An 18,047-nucleotide genomic window follows, 5' to 3' on the forward strand; every position below is an offset into this window, starting at 1 on the left:
GTCCCTCCTGTGAAAAAGCAGCTCAGCCAAGCCCGCAGGCTTGGCTGAGCTGCAAAATTAAAATGCAATTCCTTGAACTATGCGCAGAGCGAAGCGGAGCGCATTTGAAATCGTTTTGCTTCGGGCAAAAATGCAGTTACTCCGGCTTTACCTGCAGCTCCTGCTCGCAGTAGATACAGCGGTACTTGCCGTTGGAACTCAGCTCAAAGATCTGGTCGCACTCCTCTTCAATGCTGGAGATGCAGCGGGGGTTCTTGCACCGCACGATGTTCACCAGACGCTTGGGCGGCTTGGGCTGCTCCTTGCGGACAGCCTTGCCGTTCTCAATAATGGTCACGCTGATGTTCGGGTCCAGATAAGCCAGCACATCCAGGTTCAGCCACGAAGCGTCGCCCTCCACCTTGATGATATCCTTGCGGCCGCTGGCCGTTTTTTTGCTGCGTGCGTTCTGGATCAGCGCCACACTGGCAGTGCGGTTGCCCGCAATGCCCAGCAGATCCATCAGACCAACGGCAGTGCCTGCCTTGATGTGGTCGATGACAATACCGTTCTGAATCTCGTCAATATTCAACATATCAGTTCTCCTCCTTCGGTGCTTTGGGGTCTGCAAGCCCCAGCAGGGTCATGATCAGTGCCATGCGGACGTAAACGCCGTTCTGCACCTGCTCAAAATAAGCGGCGCGCGGGTCGTCGTCCACGTCCAGCGCGATCTCGTTCACACGGGGCAGGGGGTGCAGCACCGCCATGGTGGGCTTGGCCTGTGCCATCTTTTCGCGGGTCAGCACATAGCTGTTCTTCAGGCGGATATAGTCCTCCTCGTTGAAGAAGCGCTCCTTCTGCACGCGGGTCATATACAGGATATCCAGCTCCGGCATGGATTCCTCCAGACTGCGGGTCTCCTTGTAGGGGATGCCGTTGGCCTCCAGCACGTCGTTGATGATATAATCCGGCACCCGCAGTTCCTCCGGGCTGATCAGCACAAAGCGGACGTTCTTGCAGCGTGCCATGGTCTTGAGCAGGGAGTGGACGGTGCGGCCGAACTTCAGATCGCCGCACAGACCAATGGTCAGATCATCCAGCCTGCCCATGCGGCGGCGAATGGTCATCAGGTCGGTCAGGGTCTGGGTGGGGTGCTGGTGGCCGCCGTCACCGGCGTTGATCACCGGAATGCGGGAGTAGCGGGAAGCACGCAGCGGTGCGCCCTCCTTTGGGTGGCGCATGGCAACGATATCGGCATAGCAGGACACCACCCGGATGGTGTCGGCCACGCTCTCGCCCTTGGTGGCGCTGGACACGTTCTCGCTGGGAAAGCCCAGTACATGGCCGCCTAAGTTCAGCATGGCCGCTTCAAAGGACAGCCGGGTGCGGGTGGAGGGCTCGTAGAACAAGGTAGCCAGCTTTTTGTGGTTGGCCACCTCCTGATAGGCGGCGGGGTCGGCGCAGATATGGTCGGCAAGATCAAGCAGCTGTGTGATCTCCTGCTGGGTAAGATCCAAGGGGTCGATCAGATGACGCATAGATAGGATACCTCCGTTTAAAGCAGTTTGCGTAAAATGGAAAAATCAAAAAAGTTCGTGTAGTAGCTCAGCGAGCGCATCACCGGCTTACACAAACGATTGAAACATACTTCGTCCAGCAGCAGCATGGCCTCGCCCGGGGCAAGCCGCATGGCTGCGCGGATGGCTTCATCGCCGCAGCTGGCCTTCAGGTGCGCCACGTTGGAAGAGATCTGCTGGTGGCACTCCTGCTCTAAGATCTCAAAGATGTCGCCGGTCAGGTCGATGCGGGTGTAGTCCCGGTTGCCGAACAGGCTGCGGGGCAGGTAGTCGATGGAATAGATCACCGGGGTCGTATCGGCAAGGATACGCTTTTTGATGCAGATCACCTCGTCACCGACTTCCAGCGCCAGCGCGTGCGCCATCTCCTCGCCTGCACGAAGAAGCATCACCTGAATGCCGTCGGCATGGGGGTAGCTGCCAAAGCTGCGGATCAAAGGGTAGTACTCCAGCTTCTGGTCCAAGCGGCTGCGCAGTCCCAGCACAGCGCGGTTCACCACCGTGCCAATGCCGCGCACCCGTTCCACATAACCGGCGCGCTCCATCTCGCTCAGCGCGTCACGGATCACGGTGCGGCTCACCCCCAGCTCGGTGGCAAGGTCTACCTCGGCGGGCAGGCGGTCGGCTTGGGCATAGCGCCCGTTGGACAGCTCCTCCAGCAGGCTTGCAACAACGCGGTCGCTGATCACAGCGCCGCCCAAGCGGCTGGACGATGCCAGTGCGGGATCTTTCATGGATGGTTCCTCCGTTTCCGGGCGGCAAGCCGCCCCGAACTTCATACAAACGGGCAGGGAGGATCCCTCCACAGCCCCTTCTCTCCTATTATAGCATAATTTGACATTTAGAAAAGCGTCATTTATACTGGAATCTGCTGAAAAGTACGATTTTATTTTGGAGGGCATAGTACAGATGGACTATTTTCTGCAAAAAGTATGCGGCAAGCCCGCCCGGCAGGCTGTTACCCTGCGGCGCTGCACCCCCGCCGAGGCATCGGCGGTGTTCGCGCTGCAAAACGAAGTGCGCGCCGCCATGCCGCACCCGGAGCAGTTCGTGCCGGACACACTGGAAAACATCACCGGCTATCTGCGCACCGGGATATGTATCGGCGCATGGCAGCAACGGCGGCTGGGCGCGTACCTCATCCTGCGCCTGTGCGGGCAGAGCAGTGAAAACTACGCCGCCTTTCTGGGCGTGCCGCAAAGCCAGTGGCAGCACTGGGCGAACGCAGACAGCGCGGTAGTGCACCCGGACTGGCGGGGCAACGGCCTGCAGCGCGCCATGCTGGAAGCAGCCCTGCCGCTGCTGCCGCCGCAGATCACCCATCTGGGCGCTACCGTCAGCCCGGATAACAGCTACAGCCTGCGCAACGCACAGGCCGGCGGCTTCGTCATCCGCTGCCGCCGGGAGATGTACGGCGGCTACGACCGCTATCTGCTGGAAAAGCAGCTGTAACTCCATGCAGTTTTGGTGTACAACCTTTTCGAAATGTGTTATACTATACGGTATGAATAACAGCGAAGGAAACAGGTGAAACCATGGCAGCATCTCTCGGGCAGGAATTCTGCACCCTGCGTGATACTTACATTGAAAAGCAATTCGGCCGCCTGAACGATATGCAGCGGCAGGCTGTGTTTACCACGGATGGCCCGCTGCTCATCCTTGCCGGTGCCGGCAGCGGCAAGACCACCGTGCTGGTCAACCGCATTGCAAACCTCATCCGGTTCGGTTCGGCGCACGGCTCCAAAGAAACACCCCGCCCGGTGACCGAGGAGGACGTCAAAGCCCTGCGCACCGCCATCATGACCGGTACCGATGCCCCCAGCTGGCTGGACGGGATGCTGCGCCGCAACGCGGTGCGCAGCTGGAACGTGATGGCCATTACCTTTACCAACAAGGCGGCAGGGGAGTTGAAGGAGCGTCTGCGCCGGATGCTGGGCAGCGAGGAAGGGGACGAGGTGTTTGCCTCCACCTTCCACTCGGCCTGTGTGCGCATCCTGCGCCGCTGGGCAGAGGAGATCGGCTACCCCCGCAGCTTTACCATCTACGACACCGACGATGCCCAGCGCGTGATGAAAACGGTGTATAAAGAACTGAGCATCGATGATAAATTCCTGCCCATCAAGGCCGCCATCAACCAGATGAGCCGCTGGAAGGATCAGCTGGTCAGCCCGGAACAGGCCCTTGCAGACCACGCCAGAGACGTGAAGAGCACCCAGACCGCCCGCATCTACGCAGCCTACGAGAAAAAGCTGAAAGAGGCCGGTGCGTTCGATTTTGACGACCTCATCTACCAGACCGTGCAGCTGCTGGCCGACCACCCGGACGTGCGGGAGTTCTACCAGAACAAGTACCGCTACCTGCTGGTGGACGAGTATCAGGACACCAGCGTGGCGCAGTTCCGTCTGGTCAGTCTGCTCACCGGGCCGGAGCGCAACATCTGCGTGGTGGGCGATGACGACCAGAGCATCTACCGTTTCCGCGGCGCTACCATTGAAAATATCCTCAACTTTGAAAAGCTCTACCCCGGCACCAAGACCATCCGTCTGGAGCAGAACTACCGCTCCACCTCCAACATCCTCAACGCAGCCAACTGCGTCATCCAGCACAACACCGAGCGCAAGGGCAAGACCCTGTGGACGGACAACGGCGAGGGCGATAAGGTGCAGGTGTATACCGCCGAGAACGAGCAGGACGAGGCCAGCCATATCGCGGACGTTATCGGTCAGCACCTGAAGGCGGGCGGGAATCTGGCAGACCATGCCATCCTCTACCGCATGAACGCCCAGTCTGCCCCTATTGAAAGCTATTTCACCCGCGCGGGCATCCCGCATAAGATCGTGGGCGGGCAGCGCTTCAACGACCGCAAGGAGGTCAAGGACATCCACTCCTATATGTCCATCGTGGCCAACCCCCGGGACGATGTGCGGCTGCGCCGCATCATCAACGAGCCCGCCCGCAAGATCGGTGCCACCACCGTTGACGTCATTGCAGACCTTGCCGGGCAGCAGGGGGTCAGTATGCTGGATGTTATCAGCCATGCCGACCAGTACGCCAAGCTCTCCCGCGCGGTCATGCCGCTGCTCAAGTTCTGGCAGATCTATCAGCGCCTGCAGGATTCCCTTGCCACCCGCACGCTGGATGAGTTCGCTTCCGATGTCATTGAACTGACCGGCTACAAGGCCATGCTGGAAGCAGACGCCGCCAAGGGGCACGAGGATGCCGCCGACCGTCTGCAGAACCTTGGCCAGCTGGTAAACAACGTCAAAAACTACTGCGATCAGCACGGCGAGGAAGCCACACTGGAAGGCTATCTGGAGGATATCGCCCTCATCAGTGATATCGACAGCTACAACGAAAGCAGCGATCAGGTGGTGCTGATGACCATCCACTCTGCCAAGGGTCTGGAGTTCCCTTATGTGTTCCTCATCGGCATGGAGGAGGGCGTTTTCCCCAGCGAGATGAGCAAGTACTCCGAAGCAGATCTGGAAGAAGAGCGCCGTCTTGCTTACGTCGGTATCACCCGCGCCAAAAAGGAACTGTACATCTCCAACAGCGTTACGCGGATGCTGTACGGCCGCACCCAGCGCAACGAACCCAGCCGCTTTCTGCGGGAGATCGAGCCGGAATATATCGAGGAGACCCGCAGCCCGGTGCTGGAACAGCGTTCCCGCATGGGCGGTTGGGGCAGTAGTTACAGCGATACTGTGCCCGGCGGGGCATCCGGCTACTCCGGCCCCTCCGGTTACAGCCGCAGCAGCTACGGCGGCGGTTATGGCTCGGGTTACAGCTCGGGCAACCGCAGCGGCTACCTGAACCGGGAATATAACGCCGGTGAAAGCCGTGGCTTTGGCTCCTCTTACGGCGGAAGAAGCACCACTTCTTCCGGTTTTGGCAGTCACCATGGCAACAGCTCCACTCAGCCGACTACCAGAAGCGGCGGATTTGGTTCTGGATATTCCAGCGGAAATGCGACGAAAAATACTGTAAAGCAAACAGCCTTTACAGCAAATTCTGCCGTAAAATCGGTGGCTTTCGACGCAAAGCACTATGAACCGGGCGATATCGTGGAGCACAAGGTGTTCGGCCGCGGCACGGTGCTGAAGGTAAAGCCTGCTGCCGGGGATCAGATCGTGGAGATCAACTTTGAAAAAGTGGGCATCAAGAAAACGATGGCCAATTTTGCGCCCCTGACCAAGATTACGGAGGAAGAATGACCCTATGATGACTGTTCGTTTGATCGCCCACACCCCGGAACCGGAAAAGGTGGTGGCTGCTGCTGCAAAGCTCTGCTACTCCGACGCCCACATCACCGACCTTCTGGATGGGCTGGACGAGGAAAAAACTGCAAAATTCCTGACCATGCTCAGTGACCTTGGCCATGCCAGCCCCATCGAGCACGCCAGCTTTACCTTTGGCATCGAGGGGGTCAGCCGCACCCTGCTTGCCCAGATCACCCGGCACCGCATCGCGTCCTTCAGCGTGCAGAGCCAGCGCTATGTGCGTCTGGATGATTTCCGCTATGTGACGCCCCCGGAGATCGAAGCCATCCCGGAAGCAAAAGCCGCTTTCCTTGCCAGCATGGAAGAGGATGCAAAGCGCTACCTCGACCTTGCCCATAAGCTGGAGGAGGGGCACACCGCCCGCCTGATGGCCGAGGGGATGCCGGAAAAGCAGGCACGCGCCAAGGCTTCTAAACAGGCCAACGAGGACGCCCGCTTTGTGCTGCCCAACGCCTGCGAGACAAAAATGGTGGTCACTATGAACGCCCGCAGCCTGATGAACTTCTTCCAGCTGCGCTGCTGCAACCGTGCCCAGTGGGAGATCCGGGAACTGGCTGAAAAGATGTTCACGCTGGTTTACCCGGTAGCACCCCATATCTTTGCCAAGGCCGGCCCTGCCTGTCTGTGCGGCCCCTGCCCGGAGGGCAAGATGTGCTGCGGTAAGACCGCTGAGGTGCGCGCAAAATATGCTGCCATTAAAGAAGGTGCCGTCGTATGAGCAAAGGCAAACTGATCGTACTGGAAGGGCTGGATGGCAGCGGCAAGGCTACCCAGGCAAAGCTGCTGGCAGAGCATCTTGCCGCGCAGGGTGTACCTGTGCAGAAGATCACCTTCCCGGATTATGCAAGTGATTCCAGCGCGCTGGTCAAGATGTATCTGGCGGGGCAGTTCGGCCAGCACCCGGACGATGTAAACGCCTACGCGGCTTCCAGCTTTTACGCGGTGGACCGCTATGCCAGCTATAAAACCAGCTGGGGCAGCTTCTATGAGCAGGGCGGTGTGATCATCGCCGACCGGTACACCACCTCCAATGCGGTGCACCAGTGCTCGAAGCTTCCGCAGAAGCAGTGGGAGGAATATCTGCACTGGCTGTTCGATTACGAGTTCCGGCTGCTGGGTCTGCCCGTACCGGACAGGGTCATCTATTTGCAGGTAGACCCGGCGGTCAGCCAGCGGCTGATGACCCAGCGCTACCACGGCGACGAGAGCAAAAAGGACGTGCACGAAAAAGATACGGCTTATCTGGCGCGCAGCCGCGCCGCTGCTGAGTTCTGCGCCCGGCATCTTGGCTGGGACACCGTGCATTGCACCAGCGGGGACGCAATGCGCAGCATTGAAGAAATCCAGCAAGAGGTACAGCAGCTTGCCCGGAAAACACTGGGCTGAACGATAAAATATGATAAGAGGGGGCATCCTGAACGATGTATCGTCTGATGCAGCCGTCCGACGAGACGGCAGTGCTGGCTTTGTGGCAGAGCCAGCATCATGATACCGAAGATTTTGCAAAAATGGTACTGGAACGCTTTGCCGGTGTGCAGAACATTTATGTAGCCGATGAAAACGACACCATCGTGGCAGCTGCGCTGGCTGTGCCGGTCACTCTGCAGGGGCGGGTGGGCAATTACCTCTGCCTGTGCGGCGAGGGCAGCCTGCTGCTGGCGGGTCTGCTGGATACCCTGTGCGCCCAGCAAAAGCTGCGGGGCGCAGGCTTTACGGTGGCAGTCCCGGCAGATGCAGCACAGGCCGCTCTGCTGCAGGATAAGGGCTTTGCGCAGGCCTTTGCTCTGCGCTGCCTGCCCCGCGAGGTGAGCCGCAACCTGTGGAGCCAGGCGGAATTTGACACGGTGACGGCCAAAAAGCTGTGTGAGCTGCGGGAGCAATTCTGGAAGGATACCGTGCAGCTGAGCCCGGAACGCATGGCGGTGGTGTTGCAGGAGCTGTACGCCCGGGGCGCTACCATCGTGTCCAACGAACATGGCTACGGCATCTACTTCCGCAAGGAGGATACCCTGTATTTTGTGGAGATGATGGCCGACAGCGACCGCGCCGCCGAGATCCTGATGGAAGCCGCCCGCGAGAAGGAAGTCATTGTGGAAAAGGCAGTCATTACGGTAGGCGCTGCCCAGCCGCTGTTTCTGGGCGAGGGCACCCGGCAGGAATACGGCATGATCCGCTTTGACGCAGAGCCTTTTGACGTGAGCGAAAGCTATCTGCGTCTGATGCTGGAAAACTGAAAAAAGGAAGGTGCGTATGGCACACAACGATACACACGCAGCCCGCAAAAAGGGCGGTGCAGGCAAAATTCTGCTGGTGGTGCTTCTGCTGCTTCTACTGGCCGCGGGCGCAGCGGTGCTGTTTGCCCGCAGCGAGATCCACGGCAGCAGTAAGCCCGGCACGGCGGTCACCGTAAGCATTCAGCAGGGCAGCGGCGTAGCCACGATCGCCAACAAGCTGAAGGACGCAGGCGTCATCCGCTCTGCCTACCTGTTCCGCTGGTATGTGGGGGAAAAGGGTGCTGCCGCAAAGCTGCAATACGGCGATTTTGAGCTGACCACTGGCAGCTCCTACGATGCACTTATCAGCACCCTTTCCCAGTACGCCAAGGCAGAAACAGTGCGGGTGACTATCCCGGAGGGTACAACGGCTATTGCTATTGCCCAGAAGATGGAAGCCGCTGGTCTGTGCACCGCCGAGGAGTTTTTAAAGGAAGCCAACGAGGGCGATTTCAGCGCATATACCTTCTGGCAGTATGTCCCGGAGGATAAAGATGCTCCAAACCGCTTCATGAAGTGTGAGGGCTATCTTTTCCCGGAGACCTACGAGTTTTTGAAGGGCGATACGGTGCACAACTATGTGGCTACTTTCTACGCCCAGTTCGATGCGCAGTTCACTGAGGGAATGTACGCAGCCCTCAAGGAGCAGGGAATGACCCTGTCGGAGCTTGTCACTCTTTCCTCCTTTGTGCAGGAGGAAGCGGGCAACAGTCAGGACTCCAACGTGGCGCAGGTGTTCCGCAACCGTCTGGCGGAGGGCTCGCCCTATCCCCGGCTGCAAAGCAACACCTCCAGCCATATCCAGAGCGACGCCGACAACAACTATCTCTGGAACTGGGTCGCGCCCTACTACGGCGGCTGGGACGATATCCCGGAAAATATCCTTGCAGCCTACGACACTTACAGCTGCACCGGCCTGCCCGCTGGCCCCATCTCGAACCCCGGCCTTGCCGCCATCAAAGCGGCGCTGGAGCCGCAGCCCGATGAGGAAGCCAAGGACGCTTACTTCTTTGTGACCGACCTCAAGGGCAATTACTACTACGCCCACACGCTGGCAGAGCATAACGCAAACTGCAAAACTGCCGCAGCTGTGAACAAAAGCCTGAAAAACTGAGGAAAGGCCGCTGCACTAAAAAACACGGTGCAGCGGCCCCTTTCCCGTTAAAAACTGTGATACATAAGAGAGGAACCTACAAATGTTACAGATCCCGGAACTGCTTGCCCCGGCGGGCGATGCGGAACGTCTGCGTTATGCCATCAACTACGGTGCCGATGCCGTTTACTGCGGCCTGCCGGAGTTTGGTATGCGCTCTGCCCCGGCTAATTTCACCCCGGAGCAGCTGACGGAAAGCGTCATCTACGCCCATGCCCGCGGCCGCAAGGTCTACCTGACCATGAACACCCTGCCCACCAACGAGGAAGCCGACCGCCTGCCGGAGGCCATCAAGGAAGCCGCCAAGGCCGGTGTGGATGCTTTTATCGTGGCAGACCTTGGTGTGCTGGATGCCTGCAAGACCTTTGCCCCGGACATTGATGTGCATCTTTCCACCCAGACCGGCATCACCAACTGGGCAGCCGCCCGCGCCGCCTACAAAATGGGTGCAAAGCGGGTGGTGCTGGCGCGGGAGATGACCTTGCAGGATATTGCCATCCTGCGCGATAAGACCCCGCCGGAGCTTGAAATTGAAGCTTTTGTGCATGGTGCGATGTGCATGAGCGTGTCCGGCCGGTGCCTGCTGTCCAACTACATGGCAGGGCGTGACGCCAACCGCGGCCAGTGCGCCCAGCCCTGTCGCTGGAAGTACTACCTGAGCGAGGAGACCCGCCCCGGTCAGCTGTACGAGATCGGCGAAAACGAGAACGGCAGCTACATCCTTAACGCCAACGATATGTGCACCGCGCCCTTTATCGACCTGATCTGCAAGGCGGGCGTGGACAGCCTGAAGATCGAAGGCCGTGCCAAGACCTTCTACTATGTGGCCAGCGTTACCGCTGCCTACCGCAAGGCACTGGACGCCTATCTGGCCGACCCGGCAAACGATAACTTTGAACTGCCGCCGGAGGTGTACGCAGAGCTTACCCGTACCAGCCACCGGCACTACTCCCCCGGCTTCTATTTTGGCCGCGAACAGGCCAAACAGGCCACCGACAGCGCCACCTACATCCGCGAGTGGGAGTTCGTTGGCACGGTGGACAGCTGGGAAAACGGCATCGCCCACTGCCAGCAGCGCGGAAAGTGGAGCCTTGGAGATACGCTGGAGGCGCTGTGCCCGGACGGCCGCAGCATTGCACTTACCCCGGAATGGATCGAGAACGAAGCAGGGGAGCGGGTGGAAAGCACCCCGCACGCCATGGAAAAATACACCATGCCCACCCCGGAGCTGCCGCCCATGAGCCTGCTGCGCCGCAAAACGGTGTAAATGCTGCAAAACGTTTTTACACGAAAGAAGGAAAACGCTGTGAAGCAACATAACGCTTCTGCCCGCTACGCCCTTCTGGATGAACTGCGCGGGCTGGATCTGGTCAGCATGATGCTCTATCACGGCTGCTGGGATCTGGTCAATCTGTTCGGCATTCAGGCCGACTGGTATTACGGCCTGCCCGGGCATCTGTGGCAGCAGAGCATCTGTTGGGTGTTTATTCTGTTGTCCGGCTTTTGCGTGCAGCTGGGACATCATACCCTATGCCGGGGCGCACAGGTGTTTGGGGCAGGGGCGCTTGTCACGGCGGTCACGCTGCTTTTTATGCCGGAGGACAGGGTCGTTTTTGGTGTGCTGACCCTGCTGGGCAGCGCTATGCTGCTAACCGGCCTTTTGGAAAAGCCACTGCGGCGCATTCCACCCGCAGCAGGGTTCGCTATCTCCGCAGTGTTGTTTGCCCTGACCCGCAATGTTTCGGCAGGCTATCTGGGTCTTGGAAGCCTGCGCCTTTGACTGCCGCAGACACTGTATGCAAACTACGTTACAGCGTACTTTGGCTTTTATCCGTGGTGGTTCTATTCTACGGATTATTTCGCCCTTCTGCCGTGGCTGTTTCTGTTCTGGGCGGGGTACTTTCTCTACGGCGTTGTAGGGCGGCAGCGCATGGAGCCCTTGCACTGCTCGGTCTGCCCGCCGCTGGGCTGGCTTGGACGGCACTCGCTGCTGCTGTATCTGTTGCACCAGCCGGTCATCTACGGGGTGCTTCTGGCAGTGTTCCGCGTATTGGGCAGCTGAAACGCACGCTCTGTGTGCTTCAAAAAGGTGGCATTGTTGTGCCATGCAAACATTGCGCCAATACCTTGACAAGCGGGGCAGGGCTGTGGTATCCTGTTGATGGTTAGAAAATACTAACTACAAAAATGCGTCATGAAATATGGACGCATTTTTACAGAGCATGAAGTTATTCTAAACTAACTACACAGAGAAAGAGGTAGAGTTTTATGAGCAAAGTAGCAATCGTATTCTGGAGCGCAACCGGCAACACCGAGACTATGGCAAACTGCATCGCCGAGGGCGCAGGTGCCAACGGCACCCTCGTGCCCTGTGGTGAGATGACCCCCGCAAAGCTGGCAGAGTTTGACGTGGTGGCCTTTGGCTGCCCGGCTATGGGTGCAGAGCAGCTGGAAGAGAGCGAGTTCGAGCCTATGTTTGCTGCGCTGGAAGGCTCTCTAAACGGAAAAAAGATTGCACTGTTCGGCTCCTACGGCTGGGGCGATGGTCAGTGGATGCGCGACTGGGCACAGCGCGCACAGGACGACGGCGCACAGCTGTTCAGCGAGGAAGGCCTCATCTGCAACGAAACGCCCGATGATGATGTGCAGGCTGCCTGCCGTAAGCTGGGCGCAGATCTGGCTGCTTGGTAAGCTTTGCCGGGAAAGCACGCTCTTGACAAAAATGGTTTGCTGCGCTAAACTATAACTTGCCGTGTAACGGCATTTATATAGCGATAAAAGTTAGATGCTTCTAACATTCATTAAGGATGCAGTAGCCTTTGCACAGAGTATCGTAACAATGTAAAATTTGCGGCAGGGGAAAGCGGAAGAAATATCCGGCAGCCCCTGCCGTTTTTGGTAAAGGCGGTGTATATGGAAATGGCTGTGGCACTTGGCGTTACAGTAGGCTTTGCGTTTTTGCGCAGTGCAGTACGCCGTGCTGCGCGCCGGTCAGGCCGTAAAAGAGAATAAGAATGATCAGGAGGAACGGACCCGATGCAGCAGACCCCCAAAAACTTGGATAAAAAGCGTGCAGATGAAAAACTGCTTGTCAGCGAGATGATCGCACTCTACTGCCGCAAACAGCATGACACTCCCAAAGGCACTTTATGCCCGGAGTGCCGGCAGCTGCACGATTATGCGCTTGCGCGCATTGAAAAGTGTCCGTTTATGGAAACAAAGACCTTCTGTTCCGCCTGCAAGGTCCATTGCTATAAGCCGGAAATGCGGGAGAAAATTCGTGCAGTCATGCGCTGGGCTGGCCCGCGTATGCTGCCGGTGCATCCGGTGTTGTCTATCAGGCACGTGGCGGTCACGCTCAAGTCCAAGCGGGAAGCAAAAAAGGCAAACGGATAAAATCCATGTATAAACCCTTGCTCCACAGGGCAACCTATGGACAAAGAGGTGATAAGCATGGAAAACATCGGCGTGACCTGTGATGTCTGCGCGTGCTGCCACAATGTGGACGGCTGCAAATGTGATCTGCCGCAGATCAAGGTGACGGAGCAGTGCAGCTGCACCACCCAGCAGGTGGAGACCCCGCACTACTGCCAGAGCTACGAGGAAAAGTAAGTTCCTACCAACGCAAAGCAGCCCCTGCCGGAGAAAGCTTCTCCGGCAGGGGCTGCTGCGTTTTACGGTATCAATGCTCAGCGCAGCGTCACGTTACAGGTGGCAAGGCTGCGGATCAGCGTGCCTACGCTGTCCTTCATCTGGATACCGGCAAAGCCCAGCGCAAAGGCGGCCTGCACGTTTTCCAGTCTGTCATCGATAAATACGCACTCGCTGGCCTTCAGCTGATACTTCTTCAGCAGAGCTTTGTAGATCTGCGGGTCGGGCTTGTTCACCTGTACCTCACAGGAGGCTACGCCGCCGTCAAACTGAGCCAGCACGCCGCGCTCGGTCAGCAATTCCAGCACATCCTGCGGGATGTTGCTCAGGTAATACACGCAATAGCCGTGGTTTTTCAGCCGCCGCACCAGTTCCAGCATCCGCAGACGCGGGCGCAGAATGTGCATCCAGTCGTCCAATACGCCCTGCACCTCAAAGGCGCAGCCCTCGGCGCGGGCGTGCTCCAGCATCCGCTGATTGCCGTCATAGCGGGAAAGCTTGCCCGCGTCCAGCAGCTGCCACTCCTCGCTGCCAAAGGTCAAATCGTAGACCTTCTCCTCCATCTCGGCGTTGCACAGCCGGTCTACAAGGTACGCCTTGGGGTCAAAATCCACCAGCACACCGCCGATATCAAAAATAATGCTTTTATACATAACTGCTGCCTCGCTTGTATTGGATGTTTTTCTCAGATATTTTCCATAGTATACCACAACCGGGCGGGTGCTTTCCACCCCTTTGGCATAGAAAATGCCGCCCCGGCGTATGCTGTGGCAGAAAGGGGAGAGTGCCGTGACGATCCGGGAACTGTGCGAGAAAGAGGTCGTTCAGTTGGAGCAGGGGGTGTGCCTTGGCCGCGCGGATGATCTGGAACTTGACCCCGCAACGGCGCAGCTGCAAAGCCTGATCTTACTGGGCAGGCCGCGTCTGCTGGGGCTGCTGGGCCGGGATGAGAGCCTGACCATCCCATGGCAGGAGATCGAGACCATCGGCACGGACGCCATTCTGGTGCATACCGCCGTGCCAAAAGCACCGGCAGCACCGCACGGCTTCTGGCAGCAGCTGCGTGCTAAGCTGGGTCTGTGAAAAATAGGGGAATATTTTGAAAAATAAAACCGTAATTTTTGTAAAATCATGAATGGACATTTTCAGCAAAGTGACTATAATAAGCACGAAAGGCTTGTGCAAATAGCACAGCCACTCTGGAAATAGGGTTCGGGACGTGGAAAGGGATATCGACTATGAAAACATCCAAACCGCTGTTGACCCTGCGGATGCTCTTCCCGGCGGCAGTTTCTCTTATCGTGCTGCTGCTGGGCGAGTGGATCGCGCGTGGGTCGCTGACCGCTGATACCTTTATCAGCTTTATTTTTCCCCATTTCGGGGCATACCTGCTGGCATGGCTGCTACTGTTTCTGGTGTGGGAACTGCTGGACTGGGTGCTGCGCATCCCGCCGCTTGCTACGCTGGGCATGGCCGTTCTGGGCTGTGCGCCCTGCGCGGTAAACTTCTATACCATGCAGCTGCGGGGTGAGCCCTTTCTGCCGTGGGATCTGATGCAGGTGTCCGAAGCCGCCGGTGTGGCCTCTGCTGCCGGGCTCAAGCTGCAGACCAGCATGGTGGTCTCCATTGTGCTGGTGCTGGCGCTTACGGTGGCAAGCTTCTTTATTTATCGCGGTCGGCTGCGTCAGCGCTGGCTGCCAAGGCTTGCGGGCACCGGTGCTTCGGCGGCGGCGCTGTGTCTGCTGATCTTCGGCGTTTACTTACAGCCCGCAGTCACGCAGGTTTTGGGCATCACGCCGGATGCGTGGATGCAGGACCGCTACTATCGTTACTACGGTGTACTTACCGGTTTTATGACCAACCTCACCAATCTGGAGATCGACAAGCCCGAGGGCTACTCGGAGCAGGCGGTGGACGATATTCTGGATAACGTGGCCGAGAGTGAGAAATTCTCCACCGGCCCCATGTATGCAGACAGCTATGCCGCCACCACCCCCAAGGAGGAGCAGGCAAAGCAGCCTACCATTATTTATGTGATGGACGAGTCCTACTGGGATGTTTCGGAGTTAGAGCAGTACGGCATCACCTTTGATACCGATGTATCGCAGAATCTTCATGCTCTGCAGCAGACCAGCGCCTACGGCAGAGCCTACAGCCCCAGCTTTGGCGGCGGCACCTGTGATGTGGAATTTGAAGCCCTGACCGGCTACTCGGTGTCCTTCCTGCCCAGCGGCAGCAAGCCCTACCAGCAGCACGTCACAAAGCCCATGTTCGCCCTGCCCAATTACCTTAAACTCAAGGGCTATCAGACCGCTGCGGTGCACTGCTTCTGGGCAAAATACTGGAGCCGCGATAAGGCGTATCCCAACCTCGGATTCAGCGATTTTATCAGTCTGGAAGATATGCACGGCGTGACCAAGGTGCGCAAGCACTACTGGACCAGCGGCCTTGTGACCGATGACTCCATGGCCGACCAGATCATTCAGCAGTACGAGAAGATGAGCACTTCCTCTGATAAGCCCATCTTCCTGCACGCGGTCACCATGCAGAACCATACCAATTATAATAGGGATAACTACCCGGACGACGAGCGGGTACACGTTGTATCTCATCCGGTGGGGCTCAAGAGCAGCACTGTGGGCGCGCTGGAAGATTTTGCTACCGGCATCCGGGATGCAGACGCCATGCTGGGCAAGCTGACGGCGTATTTTTCTCAGGTGGACGAGCCGGTTATTCTGGTGTTCTGGGGCGACCACTATAACCCCATCGATTCCAACTACGATGTCTACACCACCACCGGCTATGCAAGCGGCTCCAGCACCGACCCCCGTCTGCACCAGACCACGCTGCTGATGTGGTCGAATTACAGCCAGCAGCAGGTGGACTTTGGCACCATTGCCGCCTACGATATCTCTCCGGTGATGATGGAACTGTTCGGGCTGGAGCAGCCGCTGTACTTCCAGTTCCTCAACCGGCAGCTCCGGGTTGCCAGCCGCAGCTGCACCCGTGGCACCACCATGAATCTGGACGGCACCACCACCCAGCAGCCCACGGAGTTCCAGCAGCGCTGGACAAACGAGCACTGGATGCTGCAATACGACCTGATGTTTGGCAAGGGATACGCCCTCAACCGCATGGGTGTTGCAGGCCTGAGCGGGATGAATACGGGCAAATAAGAGAAAAAACAAGGAATTCTTTATACAAAACAGAGAAAACTACTTGCAACCGCATTCTTTTTGTGCTATTATAACAAAGCATTACACACGCATCACTATGCCCTTTTGTGCCCTTTTGGGTTGAGGGCAGTCCGCCGGTACCCGATGTACTGTGCAGATCACGGTGTGCGGAGGCAAAACAATATCTGGAGGTATTTTATTATGGCAGTCGTTTCTATGAAGCAGCTTCTCGAGGCAGGTGTGCACTTCGGTCACCAGACCCGCCGCTGGAACCCCAAGATGGCTAAGTACATCTTCACCGAGCGCAATGGTATCTATATCATTGACCTGCAGAAGACCGTGAAGAAGCTGGACGAGGCTTACAACTACGTGAAGGAAGTTGCAGCTGAGGGCGGCGACATCCTGTTCGTCGGCACCAAGAAGCAGGCTCAGGAGTCCATCCGTGACGAGGCTCTGCGCTGCGGTATGCACTATGTCAACGCTCGCTGGCTGGGCGGCATGATGACCAACTTCCGCACCATCCGTAAGCGCATCGACCGTATGGATCAGCTGGCTAAGATGAAGGAGAACGGCACCTTCGAGCTGCTGCCCAAGAAGGAAGTGGCTAAGCTGGAGCTGGAGATGGAGAAGCTGGACAAGTACCTGGGCGGCGTCAAGAACATGAAGACCCTGCCGAAGGCTATGTTCATCGTCGATCCTCACAAGGAGCGCATCGCTGTTGCCGAGGCTCGCAAGCTGAACATCCCCATCGTTGCTATCGTTGATACCAACTGCAACCCCGATGAGATCGACTACGTGATCCCCGGCAACGACGACGCTATCCGCGCTGTCAAGCTGATCGCCGGCGCTATGGCTGACGCTGTGCTGGAAGGCAAGCAGGGCAACCAGGAGGCCGCTCCCGCCGAGGACGCAGCAAACGCCTGATTTCCCATTCCGCAACCAATCAAATAACGTGTAAGGGAGAAAACAAAAATGGCTATTTCTGCAAAGGACGTTATGGAACTGCGCAAGCAGACCGACTGCGGCATGATGGAGTGCAAGAAGGCTCTGACCGAGGCTGACGGCAACTTCGAGAAGGCAATCGAGATCCTGCGCGAGCGTGGTCTGGCTACCGCCGCTAAGAAGGCAAGCCGCGTTGCTGCCGAGGGTATGGTCTACGCTGACTACTGCCCCGCCTGCAAGGTCGGTGTTGTCATCGAGGTCAACGCTGAGACTGACTTCGTTGCCAAGAACGACAAGTTCGTCGACTTCGTCAAGGAGACCACCAAGGTCATCATGAAGCAGAACCCCGCTGATGTCGAGGCTCTGATGGCTTGCAAGACCGAGGCAGGTGAGACCGTTGACGAGGCTCTGAAGAACCTGATCCTGGTCATCAAGGAGAACATCAAGGTTCGCCGCTTCACCCGTTACGAGGGCGTCTGCTCTGCATACGTCCACGGCGGCGGCACTCACGGCATTCTGGTCAACTTCGAGACCACCAACGACATCGATGCTAAGGACGAGTTCGTTGCTTACGGCAAGGACATCGCCATGCAGGTCGCTGCTGCTAACCCCGGCTACGTCGACGAGGCTTCTGTCCCCGCCGAGGTCGTGGCTAAGGAGAAGGAGATCATGCTGGCTCAGATGGCTCAGGATCCCAAGACCGCTAACAAGCCTGAGGCTGTGAAGGAGAAGATGATCGAGGGCAAGATCAAGAAGTTCTTCAAGGAGAACTGCCTGGTCGATCAGGAGTTCGTCAAGGACGGCGACCTGACCGTTGCTCAGTACACCGCTAAGGTCGCTAAGGACCTGGGCGGCGAGATCAAGATCGTCAAGTTCGCCCGCTTTGTCAAGGGCGAGGGTCTGGAGAAGCGTGCTGACGACTTCGCATCTGAAGTTGCAAGCATGGTGAAGTAATTTAAACTTCCAAAGACAAAATAGGAGCCGCAGTACCTGTAACAGGGTGCTGCGGCTCCTTT

Annotated in this window: 18 protein-coding genes and 1 pseudogene; 15 read left to right on the forward strand and 4 right to left on the reverse strand. The window is 57.8% G+C overall.

The genetic code is table 11. The features are described from left to right. Positions 1-136: 136 nt before the first annotated feature. The 3 genes from WMO20_RS00505 to WMO20_RS00515 are packed head-to-tail and all read right to left on the reverse strand — an operon-like array spanning position 137 to position 2,290. Positions 137-574, reverse strand: a complete 438-nt coding sequence (locus WMO20_RS00505; RefSeq protein ID WP_005926098.1) for an aspartate carbamoyltransferase regulatory subunit — start codon at positions 572-574, stop codon at positions 137-139. 1 nt (position 575) lies between these two features. Then, on the reverse strand, positions 576-1,517 hold the full coding sequence (gene pyrB / locus WMO20_RS00510; RefSeq protein WP_349185500.1) for an aspartate carbamoyltransferase: 942 nt from the start codon (positions 1,515-1,517) through the stop codon (positions 576-578). A gap of 17 nt (positions 1,518-1,534) precedes the next feature. Next, on the reverse strand, positions 1,535-2,290 hold the full coding sequence (locus WMO20_RS00515; RefSeq protein ID WP_112089835.1) for a GntR family transcriptional regulator: 756 nt from the start codon (positions 2,288-2,290) through the stop codon (positions 1,535-1,537). A gap of 175 nt (positions 2,291-2,465) precedes the next feature. Between WMO20_RS00515 and WMO20_RS00520 the strand changes: the two genes are divergently transcribed. The 11 genes and pseudogenes from WMO20_RS00520 to WMO20_RS00570 all read left to right on the forward strand — a co-directional run bounded on the left by WMO20_RS00520 (position 2,466) and on the right by WMO20_RS00570 (position 12,874). Further along, complete coding sequence (locus tag WMO20_RS00520) at positions 2,466-3,008, forward strand: GNAT family N-acetyltransferase (protein WP_349185501.1); 543 nt, start codon at positions 2,466-2,468, stop codon at positions 3,006-3,008. A gap of 83 nt (positions 3,009-3,091) precedes the next feature. Beyond that, complete coding sequence (locus tag WMO20_RS00525; protein WP_349185502.1) at positions 3,092-5,770, forward strand: ATP-dependent helicase; 2,679 nt, start codon at positions 3,092-3,094, stop codon at positions 5,768-5,770. A gap of 4 nt (positions 5,771-5,774) precedes the next feature. Next, a complete protein-coding gene (gene thyX, locus WMO20_RS00530) occupies positions 5,775-6,554 on the forward strand; it encodes an FAD-dependent thymidylate synthase (RefSeq protein WP_349185503.1) in 780 nt (259 codons plus the stop codon). Next, positions 6,551-7,222: a dTMP kinase gene (locus WMO20_RS00535; protein WP_349185504.1), complete on the forward strand. Its 672-nt coding sequence runs from the start codon at positions 6,551-6,553 to the stop codon at positions 7,220-7,222. The genes thyX and WMO20_RS00535 overlap by 4 nt, the downstream gene beginning before the upstream one ends. Positions 7,223-7,257: 35 nt before the next feature. Further along, positions 7,258-8,070: a hypothetical protein gene (locus WMO20_RS00540; protein WP_349185505.1), complete on the forward strand. Its 813-nt coding sequence runs from the start codon at positions 7,258-7,260 to the stop codon at positions 8,068-8,070. A 16-nt stretch (positions 8,071-8,086) separates the two neighbouring features. Beyond that, positions 8,087-9,223, forward strand: a complete 1,137-nt coding sequence (gene mltG / locus WMO20_RS00545; RefSeq protein ID WP_349185506.1) for an endolytic transglycosylase MltG — start codon at positions 8,087-8,089, stop codon at positions 9,221-9,223. 82 nt (positions 9,224-9,305) lie between these two features. Beyond that, complete coding sequence (locus WMO20_RS00550; RefSeq protein WP_112120753.1) at positions 9,306-10,529, forward strand: peptidase U32 family protein; 1,224 nt, start codon at positions 9,306-9,308, stop codon at positions 10,527-10,529. Positions 10,530-10,640: 111 nt separating this feature from the next. Then, positions 10,641-11,324: pseudogene (locus WMO20_RS00555) on the forward strand (heparan-alpha-glucosaminide N-acetyltransferase domain-containing protein). Positions 11,325-11,530: 206 nt separating this feature from the next. Beyond that, a complete protein-coding gene (locus WMO20_RS00560) occupies positions 11,531-11,953 on the forward strand; it encodes a flavodoxin (RefSeq protein ID WP_055184474.1) in 423 nt (140 codons plus the stop codon). 345 nt (positions 11,954-12,298) lie between these two features. Further along, a complete protein-coding gene (locus tag WMO20_RS00565; RefSeq protein WP_112089845.1) occupies positions 12,299-12,658 on the forward strand; it encodes a nitrous oxide-stimulated promoter family protein in 360 nt (119 codons plus the stop codon). A gap of 57 nt (positions 12,659-12,715) precedes the next feature. After that, positions 12,716-12,874, forward strand: coding sequence for a hypothetical protein (locus tag WMO20_RS00570; RefSeq protein WP_015538470.1), 159 nt, complete (start codon positions 12,716-12,718; stop codon positions 12,872-12,874). A 77-nt stretch (positions 12,875-12,951) separates the two neighbouring features. Here WMO20_RS00570 and WMO20_RS00575 read toward each other — a convergent pair whose 3' ends face one another. Continuing rightward, on the reverse strand, positions 12,952-13,566 hold the full coding sequence (locus WMO20_RS00575; protein WP_349185507.1) for an HAD family hydrolase: 615 nt from the start codon (positions 13,564-13,566) through the stop codon (positions 12,952-12,954). 136 nt (positions 13,567-13,702) lie between these two features. Between WMO20_RS00575 and WMO20_RS00580 the strand changes: the two genes are divergently transcribed. The 4 genes from WMO20_RS00580 to tsf all read left to right on the forward strand — a co-directional run bounded on the left by WMO20_RS00580 (position 13,703) and on the right by tsf (position 17,985). Further along, positions 13,703-13,996: a PRC-barrel domain-containing protein gene (locus tag WMO20_RS00580; protein WP_349185508.1), complete on the forward strand. Its 294-nt coding sequence runs from the start codon at positions 13,703-13,705 to the stop codon at positions 13,994-13,996. Between the two features lie 155 nt (positions 13,997-14,151). Beyond that, the gene (locus tag WMO20_RS00585) at positions 14,152-16,089 is read left to right on the forward strand and encodes an LTA synthase family protein (protein WP_349185509.1); all 1,938 of its coding nucleotides are present in this window, start codon (positions 14,152-14,154) and stop codon (positions 16,087-16,089) included. Between the two features lie 201 nt (positions 16,090-16,290). Then, entirely contained in the window at positions 16,291-17,013 is a 723-nt protein-coding gene (rpsB, locus tag WMO20_RS00590) for a 30S ribosomal protein S2 (protein ID WP_015538473.1), read from the forward strand. A 48-nt stretch (positions 17,014-17,061) separates the two neighbouring features. Beyond that, complete coding sequence (tsf, locus tag WMO20_RS00595) at positions 17,062-17,985, forward strand: translation elongation factor Ts (protein ID WP_349185510.1); 924 nt, start codon at positions 17,062-17,064, stop codon at positions 17,983-17,985. Positions 17,986-18,047: the final 62 nt, after the last annotated feature.

The sequence above is a fragment of the Faecalibacterium intestinale genome (assembly GCF_040096575.1).
GTDB lineage: Bacteria > Bacillota > Clostridia > Oscillospirales > Ruminococcaceae > Faecalibacterium > Faecalibacterium intestinale.